Source organism: Niveispirillum sp. BGYR6 (assembly GCF_027568365.1).
Taxonomy (GTDB): Bacteria; Pseudomonadota; Alphaproteobacteria; order Azospirillales; family Azospirillaceae; genus Niveispirillum.
The window spans coordinates 30,695-45,712 of sequence record NZ_JANLNL010000014.1 but is presented as its reverse complement, the minus strand read 5'-3'; the positions used below and the strand labels follow the sequence as shown (position 1 = coordinate 45,712).

The window sequence follows — 15,018 nt, the reverse complement described above, 5'->3', positions numbered from 1 at the left end:
CCAGGGCTGAAAAGGTTGCGGCGGCAGAAAGAGAACGGTAAGTGTACAAAAGCCGTTACATAAAAATGCGCCGGCCGTGATGCGGACCGGCGTCGCCCGACAAAAGGGGCGGCGGCCTCGCGGATCACGAGGGAGAATGCGACCGTGGAAAAGACTGGTCCCGTCATCAGCCAATTCGGCCTTGATTATCTGGGTTTGGCCCATGTGAAGGCCGCCCATTGGAATCTCAGCGTCGGCGCCCTGTATGAACAGGCGCTGAAGCGCGGTGAGGTTGCCCTGTCCAAGGATGGCGCGCTGGTCGCCATTACCGGCCAGCATACCGGCCGTTCCCCCAACGATAAATTCACCGTGCGGGAGGAAACGACGGAGGCCGATATCTGGTGGGGGCCGAACAAGCCCTTCACGGAAGAGGCGTTCGACCGGCTGCACGCCCGCGTCACCGCCTATCTGCAGGGGCGCGAAGTGTTCGTGCAGGATCTGTGGGCGGGGGCCGATCCGGCCTATCGGCTGCCGGTGCGCATCGTCACCCAGCACGCCTGGCATAATCTGTTCGCCCAGAACATGTTCATCCGCCCGGCCCTGGCCGACCGGCTGGCGTTCGAACCGGGCTTCACTGTGCTGCAGGTGCCGGATTTCCATGCCGTGCCGGAACGGGATGGCACGCGGTCCGACGTGTTCGTCGTCATCAATTTCAAGAAGAAACTGGTGCTGATCGGCGGCACCTCCTATGCCGGGGAGATCAAGAAGTCGATCTTCTCCGTGCTGAATTTCATGCTGCCGGCCCAGGGCGTGCTGCCCATGCATTGTTCGGCCAATATCGGGCCTGCGGGCGATACCGCCATCTTCTTCGGCTTGTCCGGTACGGGTAAGACCACCCTGTCGGCCGACAGCAGCCGCACCTTGATCGGCGATGATGAACATGGCTGGTCGGACAATGGCGTGTTCAATTTCGAAGGCGGCTGCTATGCCAAGGTGATCCGCCTGTCGGCCGAGGCCGAGCCGGAGATTTATGCCACCACCCGGCGCTTCGGCACGGTGCTGGAAAATGTCGTCATGGACCCGGCCACGCGCGACCTGGACCTGGATGATGCCAGGCTGACGGAAAATACCCGCGCCTCCTACCCCATCGATTTCATCCCCAACGCGTCCGACACGGGCCTGGGTGGCCAGCCGCTGAACATCATCATGCTGACGGCGGATGCGTTCGGCGTGCTGCCGCCCATTTCCAAACTGTCGGCCGAACAGGCCATGTACCATTTCCTGTCCGGTTACACCGCACGCGTGGCCGGTACGGAAAAGGGCGTGACGGAGCCGCAGGCCACCTTCAGCACCTGCTTTGGTGCGCCCTTCATGCCCCGCCACCCCACCGCCTATGCCAAGCTGCTGGGGCAGAAGATCCAGGCCCATGGCGCCAATTGCTGGCTGGTGAATACCGGCTGGACGGGCGGTGCCTATGGCACCGGCAGCCGCATGAAGATCGGCCATACCCGCGCCCTGGTGAATGCCGCCCTGTCGGGCAAGCTGGCCGGCGTGGCGCACAAGCCGGAACCGAATTTCGGTCTGGCCGTGCCGGAAGGCTGCGAGGGGGTGCCGGTGGATGTGCTGCTGCCGCGCAATGCCTGGGCGGACAAGAGCGCCTTTGACGCCACCGCGCATGAGGTGGCGCGGCGGTTCGAAGCCAACTTCACCCAATTCCAGGACCAGGTGGACGAGAAGGTTGTGCGCGCCGGTATCCGTACCGCCGCGTAACAATCCAGGCACCACCTGTCCTGGCGCCTCCACGACCGGGGAGGCAACCGGCGGGCCGGAGGGGATATCCCCTCCGGCCCGTTTGGTTTTCAAGGGGGGGGGGCCGGCCCCTTAATAAGGGAAATCGGTAATGCTGGCCGCGAACCGGCGGCGCGCTTCTTTCAGGTCAAGCTGGCCCAGCCCGGCAGCGGCCAGCCGGTCCGCCGCCGCCTTGTTGTCAGCATTGGCGGGCGCGCCGCCATCCGGGTGGCCGGATGCCGCCTTGGCGTCCGCCACGGCCTGGAAGCGCTGCTGAAACCCGGTCTGAATGGCGAGGCCCGTATCCCCCATGGCCGCATTGCTTTGGCGCGCTTTGGCCGAGGCCTGCCGATAGCGGGCCGAGACCTCGTCCAACCGTTCGCGGGCCGCCACCACATCGCCGCTCCCGCTCTCAACGGCCTTGATATATTCTTCGCTGCGCGCCTCATTCTCCCGACTGATAGCGGCGAATTCCTGGAAATCCGCTGCGAAAGCCGCCTGCGAATCGTCGCGCAGCCGGGCCTGATCCGTCTCCTGCGCCGTGGGGGCCACCAGGGTCATGGCCTTGGTGAAGGTCACCTCATCAGCCCAGAATTGCAGGCCCCTCACGGCATCATCGACGGAAACCTTGCCGGATTTGACCAGGGTTTCCAGCGTGCCCCGCTCCTTATCATCCATCTGATTGAAGAAGGCGGCGGCCTGCCCCGTCAGTGCCTGCGCCAAGCCGCTGAGTTCCACCCGGTCGGTCGTCGTACCGGGGCCATTGGTGGATGGTGGGGACGTCGCACCCACCTTTTCCTTGGCGGGCGCAAACAGGCCATCCGGCGCTGCGGCACCAGCCATCTTCCCGACATGCGCAAAGGGGTTCCCCCCGGAGGAGGGGTTGTTACCATGCGCCAGAATAAGGAGATTATTGACGGCCATGTCGTCCCCCTTTGCAGCCCGAACAGACACTAAAATTTTGATAGAAAACGGGAAATTTCAAATCGATACAGAGATCATTATGAATCTATAAACTGTATCACTGGTTATTCATTATGTCGATAATGGTTGTATTTTATAATTCATATAACTCTTAATCGCATCCGAACGTATGCGAATACTGCGTGCATAGCGGAGACACCGACCAGCAGCCAAGCCCTCCCCTGTGCCCCATCAGGTTTTTAATCGGTCAGGTTCACCCCTCCCCACCGCTCAACGCCTCGACAATCCGGCATTCCCGCACAGTGCCGCCATGGCACTGGTTGGCGACATGGGCCAGTTCGGCGCGCAGGCGGGTCAGGTCGGCGATCTTAGCGTCCACCTCCGCCATCTGGGCGCGGGCCAGCTGGTCGATGCTGGCGCAGGGCTGGTCGGGACGGTCCACCATGCCCAGCAGGTCGCGGATCACATCCAGGTGGAAGCCAAGCGCCCGCGCCCGGCGGATGAAACGCAGCCGGTTCAGGTGCGCCTCGCCATAAAGCCGGTAATTGCCCTCCGTGCGCGGCGGTTCCGGCAACAGGCCGATGCGCTCGTAATAGCGGACCGTTTCCACCGCCGTGTCGGTGGCGCGGGCCAGATCGCCGATACGGTAATCCCTGTGCATATCCATTCCCCTTGACCCTGTAGCGGCTACAGGGTCCATCTTTCCGGGCAGCTTCTCCTTCTGACAAGGGAAAATCCCATGTCCGCTTCCTGCTGCCCCACCCCCACCAACGGCCCCACCAGCCCGGCCTATCGCCGGGTGCTCTGGCTGGCGTTGCTGATTAATGGGGGCATGTTTGTCTTCGAAATGCTGGCCGGCCTGCAATCCGGCTCTGTCGCCCTGAAAGCGGATGCCGCCGATTTCCTCTCCGATGCCGCCAATTACGGCATCAGCCTGTTCGTGCTGGGGGCCGCCCTGCATGTGCGGTCCTGGGCGGCCCTGGTGAAGGGGCTTTCCATGGGCGGTATCGGCCTGTTCGTCGCGGTGCAATCGCTGCTGAATGTGCTGGGCGGGCGGGTGCCGACGGCGGAAACCATGGGCTGGGTTGGCGCGCTGGCCCTGGCCGCCAATGTCGGCACTGCCATCATGCTCTATGCCTGGCGGCAGGGGGACGCCAATATGCGCAGCGTCTGGCTCTGCTCCCGCAACGATGCCCTGGGCAATATCGCCGTGATGGTGGCGGCGCTGGGCGTGTTCGGCACCGGCACCGGCTGGCCGGATATTGCCGTGGCCCTGGTGATGGCCTGGCTGGCGCTGAGTGCGGCCTGGCAGATCAGCCGTCAGTCCATCCGCGAGCTGCGCACCGGTCAGGTGGAAGATCACGGCCATGATCATGGTCACGGGCATGGCCATTCACACTGATCTGCCCCCCTGCCCGCCTGTCGGACGGGATGCATAAGGGGGTTGCTGCAGGCGCTTGCCAGCCTTCCCCCACCCTCGACCCTTGTCGGCTTGCCCACTGCATCATTTCGGGCTAAGCACCCGGCCCAGGGTCACCCGCGTCGCGGCCAGTTGAAAGCAAGCCCCCTCGCGGTTGCTCCAGACGAAATTTAATTTCCTGATCCGACCTACTCGAAGGGAATGACCCATGGCACGCAAGAAGATCGCCCTGATCGGCGCCGGCCAAATCGGCGGTACGCTGGCTCTGCTGGCCGGCCAGAAGGAACTGGGCGATATCGTCCTGCTCGACATTCCGGATTTCTCCGGCGTCGCCAAGGGCAAGGCGCTGGATATCGCCGAGCTGTCGCCGGTTGCCGGTTTTGACGCCGGTTACTCGGGCACGTCCGACTATGCCGATATCGCCGGCGCCGATGTGGTGATCATCACCGCCGGCGTGCCGCGCAAGCCGGGCATGAGCCGTGACGATCTGGTTGGCATCAATGCCAAGGTCATCAAGGCCGTGGCCGCCGGCGTCAAGGAACACGCCCCCAACGCCTTCGTCATCGTCATCACCAACCCGCTGGACGCCATGGTCGGCCTGTTCCAGGAAGTCTCCGGCCTGCCGGCGGAGAAGGTGGTCGGCATGGCCGGCGTGCTGGACAGCGCCCGTTTCCGCTGGTTCCTGGCTGAAGAGTTCGGCGTGTCGGTTGAAGACATCACCGCCTTCGTGCTGGGCGGCCATGGCGACACCATGGTCCCGTCGGTCCGTTACTCCACCGTCGCCGGCATCCCGCTGCCCGATCTGGTGAAGATGGGCTGGACCACGCAGGAGAAGCTGGACAAGATCGTGCAGCGCACCCGCGACGGCGGTGCCGAAATCGTAGGATTGCTGAAGACCGGTTCTGCCTTCTATGCTCCAGCCGCTTCCGCCATCGCCATGGCCGAAAGCTACCTGAAGGACAAGAAGCGCGTTCTGCCGGTGGCCGCCAAGCTGACCGGCCAGTATGGCGTTGACGGTCTCTATATCGGCGTGCCGACCGTCATCGGCGCCAAGGGCGTGGAAAAGATCATCGAGATCGAGCTGTCCGCCGAGGAGAAGGCCAATTTCGACAAGTCCGTCGATGCGGTGAAGGTTCTGGTCGACGTGACCAAGAAGGTTTCCGCTGAAGGCTGATAGTGCTCTGGCCCGTCAGGGCCGGTGTCCGATGGAACCCCCGCGCCATATTCTTTGGTGCGGGGGTTTTATTTATCGTGTTAACCATTTCGCAACCGCTACCGCTTAAGTTTTTCGCGTCACTGTTGACGCAATTTGATTGCATTTTAGACAATGCGCATGTTGCATGGCAGCAATGGAAGTGCTGACAATTGACGGTGACGGTCAACCAAAGTATCTCATCGATCGCGCGTCAGAGTAATCAGGCTATTCAATCTTGGTTATTGATGTGGATGCGCAGGTTGTAGCGTATCCATCCGTTGGTGGCGTTTTTATTACACCCGCCCTGGACAAGACGCGACCGAATTGCCGATCGAAATCTTGTATCACCTTATCAAGGACTAACCTTCATGAAGACCGCCGCTCTGCTGATCTCTGCCGCCCTTCTGTCGCTGACCGCTGGCACCGCCTTTGGCGCCGGCTGCGAACAGGGCAACCCGCCGGCTCTGCCCGATGGTGCCACCGCTTCGGCCGACGAAATGGGCGTCGCGATGAAGGCCGTGAAGGCCTATATCACCGCCACCCAGGAATATCAGGCCTGCCTGGAAGCCGCCGGCAAGGGCAAGGTGGATATGAACGCCTATAACAAGTCCACCGAGATGATGGAAAAGCTGGCCGCTGACTTCAACAAGCAGCTGAAGACCTTCAAGTCCCGCGCTGGTTGATTTCCGGCCCTCCGGGTGGCCCTGCCGCCTGGGGTCTGTCTGCAAAAGCCCGCATCCGGTTGCCGGATGCGGGCTTTTCCGTTTTTGTCCTATGACGGCGCAATACTGTGCCAAAGACATATTTTCCCGCGATAGGCTATTGACGCTGCTGCATCGCACAAATACCCTTTTGCCATAGTGGAAGAGAAGGTGGCCGGCTGCCCGATTATCCAGTCATTCCCGGTGGACTGACGCCCGACAGGCGTTCAGTTGCAGGATGGGACTGCCCCCAAGGCGGTCGCCGGTCCTGCTCTGCCGTGGCAAACGGATGGGAGAGGGCAGATGCGTATCGAACTCAAGCATACCGCTATCCAGCGACGTGGCGGCTTTGCCACCCTTGCCATCGCCAGCCTGATTCTGTGCAGCAGCCCGGCCTGGGCCGGCTGTGAGATCGGCGATCCGCCAGCCTTGCCGGACGGTGCCAGCGCCACCGCCGCCGACATGGCGGAGGCGGCCAAGATGGTGAAATCTTACATCGCCGCGACGGATGAATATCAGGCCTGCCTCACCGCAGAAGGAAAGGTACGCGGCCGGATTGATGCCGATTCCTACAACAAATCCACCGAGCGGATGGAAAAGCTGGCCGCCGATTTCAATAAGCGGCTGAAGACGTTCAAATCCCGCGCTGGATGACGATAGCGGGAGATGCAGCGACATAGCGGTGCCCGACCGGCACTGCTATGATCCCGGCAAAACTGCCGGGGAGCCACCATCATGCCGCAGGTGCGGGCCAACGGAATCAACATTGCCTATCAGGACCACGGCAGCGGCCCCGCCCTGCTGCTCTGCCATGGCTGGCCAGAACTGGGCCATAGCTGGCGCCATCAGGTGCCGGCCCTGGTGGGGGCGGGATATCGGGTGATTGTCCCGGACATGCGCGGCTATGGGGACACCGACGCCCCGGATGATGGGGGTGATTACACCATCCTGCATCTGGTGGGTGACCAGGTGGCGCTGCTGGATGCTCTGGGCATCGATCAGTGCGCCATTATCGGCCATGATTGGGGGGCTGCCGTGGCCTGGCACGCGGCTTTGCTGCGGCCGGACCGATTCCGTGCCGTGGCCGGGTTGTCCGTACCCTGGTCGCCCCGCGGTCCCCAGGGCGGCCCGATCAGCATGGCCCGTGCCCAGGGGATGGATCGATTCTACATGGTCTATTTCCAGGAACCCGGCGTGGCGGAGGCCGATCTGGGGGCAGACCCTTATGAAACCCACCGCCGCCTGCTGGTGGGTGCCTCTGCGGCCGGGGTGACGACCAGTGGACGCTGGCCGGCACAGGTGCCGGATGTCGGTCTGGTGCAAGGCTGTGCGCCGGTGGAGGTGCTGCCCGACTGGTTGCCGGAGGCGGATCTGCGTCTCTATGCCGATACGTTCGCCCGCACCGGCTATCGCGGCGGGCTGAACTGGTATCGCAACCTGGATCGCAATTGGGCGCTGATGGCCCCCTGGCATGGCGTGCCGATCAAGGTGCCGGCCTGCTTCATCGCCGGCCAACTCGACGGGGTGCTGCGGATGCCCAGCATGGAAAAGGCGCTGAAGGCCATGGATGGCCAGACCTGCACCGATTATCGCGGTACCATTCTGGTGCCCGATGCCGGCCATTGGGTGCAGCAGGAAGCGCCCGATGCGGTGAATGGGGCGTTGCTCACTTTCCTGCGGGGCCTGTGACAAGGGGGCGGGAAAGCCCGCCCCCCCCTTTCTGCCTGATCAGCCCTTCGGCACAGCCTTCAGGTCGAAATCGACATCCACCTTCAGGGCCACCCATTGGTCGGTGGCCCATTGGCCCTGGCCGACGCCGAAATCACTGCGCAGCAGCGTCACCTTACCCTTGGCGCGGGTGGCGGCACCGTCGGGCGACAGGGTGAAGGGCAGCACCAGCGGGCGGCTGACACCCTTCATGGTCAGGGTGCCCTCGGCCTCATAGGCATTGTCACCGGTGCGGCGGAACTTCGTTGCCGTGAAATTCGCCTGGGCGAACTTGTCGATGGCGAACCAGTCGGCACCCGGCAGGCTGCCATCACGCTGGGCATCGCCGGTCTTGGCGCTGGCCATGTCGATCAGCACCTCCACCTTGCCGCCCGCCTCGGGCTTGGCCGGGTCGAAATCGATCTTGGCGCTGAATTTCTCGAACTTGCCCTGGAAGCTCTGGCCCAGCTGGACGCCGGTAAAGCCCAGGCGGGATTGGGCCCCATCCAACTGCCATTCGCCGGCGGCGGCGGGCAGGGCCAACAGGGCAAGGGTGGAACCCGCCAGCAGCAGGCGTTTCAGTGCGGATATCATGATGATCAACCTTTCCGGGGGGCCAGCCAGCGCGGCAGCATACTGCGCAACACATGGTCATGCAGGATCAGCGCGTGGCGCAGGGCAGCCGCGATGTGCACAAATAACAGCGCCAGCAGCGTCCAACCGCCCAGCCCATGGGCCGTTTCAGACAGGCTGTTCAGGGTCTGGCGCATTTCGGCATCGGCCGGGACCGGCAGATGCGGGATCAGGAAATAGCCGAACCAGCTGGTCGGCAGGTTCAGCGGCGAGACGGAAACCAGCAGCCAGCCGGACAAGGGCAGCCCCAGCAAAAGACCATAGAAGCCCAGATGTGCCAGCCGCGCCCCCAGCTTCTCCAGGGCGGGCATGGCATCGGGCAGGGGCGGCGGCCGGTGCCCCAGCCGCCAGACCAGCCGGATCAGCGTCAGCGCCAGCACGGTGATGCCCAGCGCCTTGTGCCATTGGTAAAGATTGAAGGCCGTCATGCCCGGTGCCATGCGGGTCATGGTCAACCCGCTGGCCAGCATCAGGAAAATGGCGGCGGCCGTCGCCCAATGCAGCGCCATCGCAACCCCGCCATAGCGCGGGTCGTGCTGGCCCTCCTGCGTCACCGTACCCGTCATGTCGTGCCTCTTGTATTTACCCGTGACCTTGTATCTGGACGGTATCGCCGGTTTTGTGGCAGCCCATACCCAGTTGCAGTAAATTCTACTTATCGCAACTGGGTACTACAAAAACAGCGTCAGCACGCCCGTATAGCCATAAAGCTGGGCATTCGAAATCTCCCCGCCGGCGAAATAGCCGGTCAGGGGGAAATCCCCCAGATGCTGGCGGATCAGGCCCAGTTCCACCCCGTCCGTGCCGAACAGGTTGCGGCCCCGCGCCACGCAGCTGATATAGATGCCGGCCTGCACCGGGCCGGACAGGCGGCGTTTCACCTGTTCCAGCATCCGTTCCAGGTCTGCCAGGGCGGCATCCCGGTCGCGGCGGCAGAACAGGATAGGTTGGCCATTATTGAGGTTTTCCCCAATGGCGATCCAGCCACGTTCCAGATCAATGGCGGTCAGATTACGCATCAGATAATCGCCGCGATCAAAGCCCTGGATGGGCAGGCCGGCAAAGACCAATCCGCCCACGCGTCGCAGATCGCCAGCCAGTTCCGGACCGATATCCTGCTTGAACACCTCCAGCGCCGGCCTGCCGTCAATCTCCATCACCACATGCTTTTCGGCCCGCGTGATGGTGTGGATGCCGCCCAGAACAGTTGACCCTTGGGTCAATCCGGTGACCACTGGCACGTCCGCATCGAACAGCACGCCACCCACGCCTTCACCGCTGACCAGCGGGCCGGCGGCCAGCGCCTGTTCCCCCCGTGATGCCGTCAACCCGCCGACCAGGAAACAGCCGGTTCGCCCGGCCAGATCGGTCAGCAGATCGGGCAGGCGGGCATGGCGCGGATCGCCATGCACCAGCCCCAGCAGGGGCGCATGGTCGCGCAGCCAGGGTTCCAGGTTGGACAGCGGCACGGTGGCGTCGGTCAGCGGCGGCAAGGCGGTAAAGCTGCCTCCGTCGAACCGGCCCAGCAGTACCGACACGGCGGGCTGGTCGAACAGTTCCACCGATCCGGCACAGACACCCAGCCCCACCGTGCCCACCCAGTCGCGCACGCCGGTGACACCACGCAGCAGGGTGACGATGCTGGAAAACTGGTCGGCCAGCGCATCGGTGACATAGACGATGCCCAGATTGGCACCGGGTACCAGGGTCAAGCCATCCAGGCAGGCCTTGGCGGCCTGTGACCAGTCCGGCCCGATGCCCAGGCTGCTGGCAAAGCGGGGGGTATCCGCCGGCATTTCCTCCATGATCACTCAACCTGCCTTCTTCATCTTGTCCAGCACAGCGGTGACGCTGGGCAGGATATTGCGCACGATCACCGCCACACCTTCCTGTGTCGGGTGCATCCCGTCTTCCTGGTTCAGTTTCGGGTCCATCGCCACCCCATCCAGGAAGAAGGGATAGAGCGGCACATCATGCTGTTTGGCCAGTTCAGGATAAATGGCATCGAAGCGGCGGGCGTAATCCGCCCCCAGATTGCGCGGTGCCATCATGCCGGCCAAAAGCGCCGACACGCCGCGTTGTTTCAGCTTGCTCAGGATCTTGTCCAGATTTTCCCGCGTGGCGGCGGGGTCGATGCCGCGCAAGCCATCATTGGCGCCCAGTTCCACGATCACCAGATCGGGCTTGTCGGCCAGCAGCCAATCCAGCCGGGCCAGCCCGCCCGCCGTGGTTTCACCCGATACGCCGGTGGGCGGGGCCACCACGTTATAGCCTTTGTCCTTCAAGGCCTTTTCCAGCTGACTGGTGAAGGCGGCTTCACGCGGCAGCTTGTACCCGGCGGAAAGGCTGTCCCCCAGCACAATGATCTTGGTGGGGGCGGCCTGTTGCGCCGGGGCAGGGGCGGCCAATGCGAACAGAATGAACAGAAGCAGCCCGAAGACGGCAATCATCCGGTTGAATAAACCCCCATCGGGGCCATATCGCATCACATTGTCCAACACGCGGGATTCCCTCATGGCGCAGCCCATTTCTCCGGCCGAGTCCGTTGTTGCCCTTCGGCAGGTCCACCTTAAGCTGGAGAGTGAGGCCGGCCCCGTCAACATCCTGAAAGGTATCAATCTGGTAGTGGGGAGGGGTGAACGCGTGGGCGTGGTGGGGCCCAGCGGGTCCGGCAAATCCTCTATGATGATGATTTTGGGCGGTTTGCAGCCGCCCAGCAGCGGGTCGGTGCAGGTGAACGGCCATGAACTGACCCGCATGGGCGAGGATGATCTGGCCCGTTTCCGCCGGGATGAGGTGGGGATCGTTTTCCAGTCCTTCCACCTGATCCCCACCATGACGGCGCTGGAAAATGTCGCCATTCCCCTGGAATTTGCCGGCTTGCCCGATGCGTTCGACCGCGCCCGGCGCGGGCTGGAGGCGGTGGGGCTGGGCCACCGGCTGACCCATTATCCGGGCCAGCTTTCCGGCGGTGAACAGCAGCGCGTGGCCCTGGCCCGCGCCTTCGCCCCGGAACCGGCTTTGCTGTTGGCCGATGAACCGACGGGCAATCTGGATGGCGATACCGGGCGCAAGGTAATTGACCTGATGTTCGGCATGGCCGAACGCCACGGCACCACCATCGTGCTGATCACCCATGATCCGGCCCTGGCCGAAAGCTGCGACCGGGTGATCCGGCTGGTGGATGGGCTGATCGTCGATGACCGGGCGGGGGGGATCGCACCATGAGCGTGACAACCCTGCCAGGGCAGGCGACGGGCGGTCGTCCTGCCGCCGGACCGCTGGGCCAGCTTGCCATGGCGCTGCGCATTGCGCGGCGGGAGTTGCGCGGCGGCCTGTCCGGCTTTCGCATCTTCATCGCCTGTCTGGCTATCGGTGTGGCGGCGATTGCCGCCGTGCAATCCATTTCCGCCGGCATCACCGACAGTTTGCAAAGCGATGGCCGCGCCATCCTGGGCGGCGATGTCTCCGCCCGTATCCTTTACCGCGAAGCCACACCCGAACAGTTGCGCTGGCTGGCCGAGCGGGGGGAGGTGCTGACCAGTGCCGAAATGCGGGCCATGGCGCGCGACCCCGCCGATAGCGGGCAAAGCGCGCTGGTGGAACTGAAATCCGTCGGCCCGGCCTATCCGCTTTACGGGCAATTCCAGATCCAGGGGCCGGATGGAGAGCCGCAGACGGTGGATGTGCAATCCCTGCTGGCGGCGCGTGACGGCACCTTTGGTGCGGTGATTGAGGATACGCTGGCCACCCGGCTGGACCTGAAGACCGGTGCCAAGGTGGCGGTCGGTGAATTGACGCTGGAGGTGCGGGGCATCATCGCGGCCGAACCGGACAAGGCGGGATCGGGCAGCTTCTCCCTTGGCCCCCGCATGATGGTGTCGGAAGCGGCCCTGAAACAGACGGGGCTGATCCAGCAGGGCAGCCTGATCACCTGGTCCTATCAGGTGAAGCTGAATAATGGCGTGACGGTGGATCAGTTCCGCGATCAGGCCAAGGCGGAGATGGCGGACGCCAACTGGCGCCTGCGTGATTACACCAACGCCGCCCCCGGCCTGACCCGTTTCATCGACCGGCTGGCCCTGTTCCTGACCCTGGTGGGGCTGACGGCGTTGCTGGTCGGCGGGGTGGGCGTGGGCAATGCCGTGCGCGCCTATATGGATACCAAGTCCGCCACCATCGCCACGCTGAAATGTCTGGGCGCGCCGGGCGCGCTGATCTTCCAGGTCTATCTGATCCAGATATTGGTCCTGGCATCGGTCGGTATCGTCCTCGGCCTGATCGTGGGGGCCATTGTGCCGTTGCTGACGGGCCAGGCCCTGGCGGGGTTGCTGCCCATCACCGCCCGTATCGGGCTTTATCCGGGGGCGCTGGCCATTGCGGCGGGCTTTGGTTATCTGACGGCCCTCTGCTTCTCGCTCTGGCCGCTGGGCCGGGCGCGGCAGGTGCCGGCGGTGGCCCTGTTCCGCGATCTGGTGCAGAAGGCCCATGGTCGTCCCGGTGCGGCCTATCTGGCCGGCATTGCCCTGTCCGGTCTGGCGCTGGCCGGGCTGGCCGTGGGGACGGCGCGTGAACAATTATTCGCCGCCGGCTTTGTCGTTGGTTCCCTGCTGGTGCTGGCGGCCTTCTGGGGGGCCGGCTGGTTGATCACACGCGGGGCGCGGGCGCTGGGCCGGCCCAAGCGCCCGGTGCTGCGGCTGGCGCTGACCAATATCCACCGGCCCGGCAACCCCACCAGTGCCGTGGTGCTGTCGCTGGGGCTGGGCCTGACCGTGCTGGTGGCCATAGCCCTGATCGAAGGCAATTTCCGCCGCGAGGTGCAGGAGAAGCTGCCCGTCGATGCGCCCTCCTTCTTCTTTGTCGATATCCAGGGCGATCAGGCGGACACCTTCCGCCAGACCGTGCTGTCGGTACCCGGCGCCCATGACCTGAACATGGTGCCCAACCTGCGCGGCCGCATCGTCGCCGTGAATGGGGTGGAAGCCGAAAAGGCCGTGAAGGACAAGGCCAATGCCTGGGTACTGAATGGCGACCGGGGTGTCACCTATCAGGCGGTAGCACCCAAGGATGATGTGGTGCTGGCCGGCCAATGGTGGCCGGCGGATTATCAGGGCCCGCCCAAACTGGCCATTTACAAGGATATCGCCACCACCTTCGGCATCGGCCCCGGCGACCGGATGACGCTGAACATCCTGGGCCGCGATATTGAGGGCGAAGTGGCCGTGGTGCGGGAGATCGACTGGGAGAGCATCGGCATCAATTTCACCCTGATCTTCTCCCCCGGTGTGCTGGAGGCCGCCCCGCAGACCTATCTGGCCACCATCAAGGCCGATCCGGCCTCAGAAGCCACCATCCAGCGGGAGGTGGCGCGGCGCTTCAGCAATATCAGCGCGGTGCGGGTGAAGGATGCGCTGGAAACCATTTCCGGCATCCTGGGCAATGTCGGTGTGGCCGTGCGGCTGACAGCGGCGGTGACGCTGGCGGCCGGTACGCTGGTGCTGGCCGGGGCGATTGCCGCCGGGCACCGCCGCCGTGTCTATGATGCGGTGGTGTTGAAGGTGCTGGGGGCCACGCGCGGCACGGTGCTGCGTGCCTTCCTGCTGGAATATGGCTTGCTGGGGTTGGTGACGTCGGCCTTTGCCGGGCTGCTGGGCACGCTGGTGGCCTGGGCGGTGCTGACCAAAGTGATGGATTTCGGCTTCACCTTCCTGCCGCAGTCGGTGCTGTTCACCACGCTGCTCTGTACCGGCATCACCCTGACCCTGGGCTTCATCGGTACTTGGCGGGCGCTGGGCCAGCCGGCCGCACCGTTGTTGCGCAATGATTGAAACCAAGTTGCGATGAGGTGAACTCATCGCAACTTGGTACGGCGGCGACCGCCGCCGCGCGGCCCGTGCCGCGTGAAGCCAAGCTAACGGATGTTGGCGCCGGCGTTTGAGGGCCATGATCAGAACCTACAGGTTCTGATCATGGCAACTGAGTATGATGCAACCGGTTTTTGCTTGTTTTAACCTTGCCGGCCCATGATGGTGACAGTGCGGTATATTGACAGGAGATACCGCCCACAACCGTGATAGCAAGACAGACCTATCAATAAGCGGGGTTCGGGGATGGAAACGGTGGACGAGGCGCTGAACGCCAAGCTGATCGCCTGCTGGCAGGCAGCGCTGAATACCGATGACCCGGAGGAAAGCCAGCGCTGGGTGGATATGGCGGAATGGTTGAGCCACCGGGGCGACACCCCGCTGCCACCACCTGAACCCGCTGCCGGCCGCCGGCGGGTGAGCGACGAACGCCGCCGCTTCCCCCGCGTGCCCGTGCGCAGCCCCGCCTTGCTGGCCCTGGAAGGCCGGGTGCTGCGCGGGGAAACCCTGAACCTCTCCCGCACCGGCGCCTGTTTCATCTTCACCGATCAGAGCGATCTGGGTGAGGGAGAGAGCGGCAGCTTCACCGTACAAGGCTGGCTGGAAGACCGCCCGGCCCTGGTGGTCGCCGTGGAGCCGGGCATGTTGCGCCTGCGGTTTGATACCAAGGGTCATGGTACATGACCCTTGGAGGCCGGCGACGGCCGGCCCGCCGCTTGGTAGCAGCGTAAGCCAAGCCCGCGGATGCGGGCGCCCGGCGATTGAGGGAGCATACGAATGCCAAGAGCATGATCCATGGCTCTTGGC

15 protein-coding genes are annotated in these 15,018 nt (G+C 63.9%); 9 read left to right on the top strand and 6 right to left on the bottom strand.

The features are described from left to right. Window positions 1-144 precede the first annotated feature (144 nt). Window positions 145-1,749, top strand: a complete 1,605-nt coding sequence (locus tag PCJ49_RS22195) for a phosphoenolpyruvate carboxykinase (RefSeq protein WP_269912883.1) — start codon at window positions 145-147, stop codon at window positions 1,747-1,749. A 111-nt stretch (window positions 1,750-1,860) separates the two neighbouring features. On the opposite strand, the gene PCJ49_RS22190 is transcribed toward PCJ49_RS22195, so the two are convergent. Further along, window positions 1,861-2,610, bottom strand: a complete 750-nt coding sequence (locus tag PCJ49_RS22190; protein ID WP_269912882.1) for a hypothetical protein — start codon at window positions 2,608-2,610, stop codon at window positions 1,861-1,863. A gap of 334 nt (window positions 2,611-2,944) precedes the next feature. Then, a complete protein-coding gene (locus PCJ49_RS22185) occupies window positions 2,945-3,352 on the bottom strand; it encodes a helix-turn-helix domain-containing protein (RefSeq protein WP_089286824.1) in 408 nt (135 codons plus the stop codon). Between the two features lie 78 nt (window positions 3,353-3,430). Here PCJ49_RS22185 and PCJ49_RS22180 point away from each other — a divergent pair, with 78 nt between their 5' ends. From PCJ49_RS22180 to PCJ49_RS22160, 5 genes are all read left to right on the top strand, one after another. Beyond that, a complete protein-coding gene (locus PCJ49_RS22180) occupies window positions 3,431-4,093 on the top strand; it encodes a cation diffusion facilitator family transporter (RefSeq protein WP_269912881.1) in 663 nt (220 codons plus the stop codon). 226 nt (window positions 4,094-4,319) lie between these two features. Next, window positions 4,320-5,285 (top strand): malate dehydrogenase, encoded by a 966-nt coding sequence (mdh, locus tag PCJ49_RS22175; protein WP_089285897.1) that lies wholly within the window; start codon window positions 4,320-4,322, stop codon window positions 5,283-5,285. Window positions 5,286-5,674: 389 nt separating this feature from the next. After that, window positions 5,675-5,989, top strand: a complete 315-nt coding sequence (locus PCJ49_RS22170) for a hypothetical protein (RefSeq protein ID WP_089285896.1) — start codon at window positions 5,675-5,677, stop codon at window positions 5,987-5,989. 321 nt (window positions 5,990-6,310) lie between these two features. Beyond that, complete coding sequence (locus tag PCJ49_RS22165) at window positions 6,311-6,661, top strand: hypothetical protein (RefSeq protein ID WP_269912880.1); 351 nt, start codon at window positions 6,311-6,313, stop codon at window positions 6,659-6,661. Window positions 6,662-6,742: 81 nt separating this feature from the next. Next, window positions 6,743-7,696, top strand: a complete 954-nt coding sequence (locus PCJ49_RS22160) for an alpha/beta hydrolase (RefSeq protein ID WP_269912879.1) — start codon at window positions 6,743-6,745, stop codon at window positions 7,694-7,696. Window positions 7,697-7,735: 39 nt separating this feature from the next. Here PCJ49_RS22160 and PCJ49_RS22155 read toward each other — a convergent pair whose 3' ends face one another. From PCJ49_RS22155 to PCJ49_RS22140, 4 genes are all read right to left on the bottom strand, one after another. Then, on the bottom strand, window positions 7,736-8,308 hold the full coding sequence (locus PCJ49_RS22155; RefSeq protein ID WP_269912878.1) for a YceI family protein: 573 nt from the start codon (window positions 8,306-8,308) through the stop codon (window positions 7,736-7,738). A gap of 5 nt (window positions 8,309-8,313) precedes the next feature. Beyond that, entirely contained in the window at window positions 8,314-8,913 is a 600-nt protein-coding gene (locus PCJ49_RS22150; protein ID WP_269912877.1) for a cytochrome b, read from the bottom strand. A 105-nt stretch (window positions 8,914-9,018) separates the two neighbouring features. Next, the gene (locus PCJ49_RS22145; protein WP_269912964.1) at window positions 9,019-10,152 is read right to left on the bottom strand and encodes an FIST C-terminal domain-containing protein; all 1,134 of its coding nucleotides are present in this window, start codon (window positions 10,150-10,152) and stop codon (window positions 9,019-9,021) included. 6 nt (window positions 10,153-10,158) lie between these two features. Beyond that, window positions 10,159-10,863 (bottom strand): arylesterase, encoded by a 705-nt coding sequence (locus PCJ49_RS22140; RefSeq protein WP_269912876.1) that lies wholly within the window; start codon window positions 10,861-10,863, stop codon window positions 10,159-10,161. Here PCJ49_RS22140 and PCJ49_RS22135 point away from each other — a divergent pair. The 3 genes from PCJ49_RS22135 (at window position 10,862) to PCJ49_RS22125 (ending at window position 14,895) form a co-directional block, all read left to right on the top strand. Next, the gene (locus PCJ49_RS22135; protein WP_153202664.1) at window positions 10,862-11,575 is read left to right on the top strand and encodes an ABC transporter ATP-binding protein; all 714 of its coding nucleotides are present in this window, start codon (window positions 10,862-10,864) and stop codon (window positions 11,573-11,575) included. The two genes, PCJ49_RS22140 and PCJ49_RS22135, sit on opposite strands and share 2 nt — an antisense overlap. Next, the gene (locus PCJ49_RS22130) at window positions 11,572-14,175 is read left to right on the top strand and encodes an FtsX-like permease family protein (RefSeq protein WP_269912875.1); all 2,604 of its coding nucleotides are present in this window, start codon (window positions 11,572-11,574) and stop codon (window positions 14,173-14,175) included. The genes PCJ49_RS22135 and PCJ49_RS22130 overlap by 4 nt, the downstream gene beginning before the upstream one ends. A gap of 282 nt (window positions 14,176-14,457) precedes the next feature. Continuing rightward, complete coding sequence (locus tag PCJ49_RS22125) at window positions 14,458-14,895, top strand: PilZ domain-containing protein (RefSeq protein WP_269912874.1); 438 nt, start codon at window positions 14,458-14,460, stop codon at window positions 14,893-14,895. The last annotated feature ends 123 nt before the right edge of the window (window positions 14,896-15,018 follow it).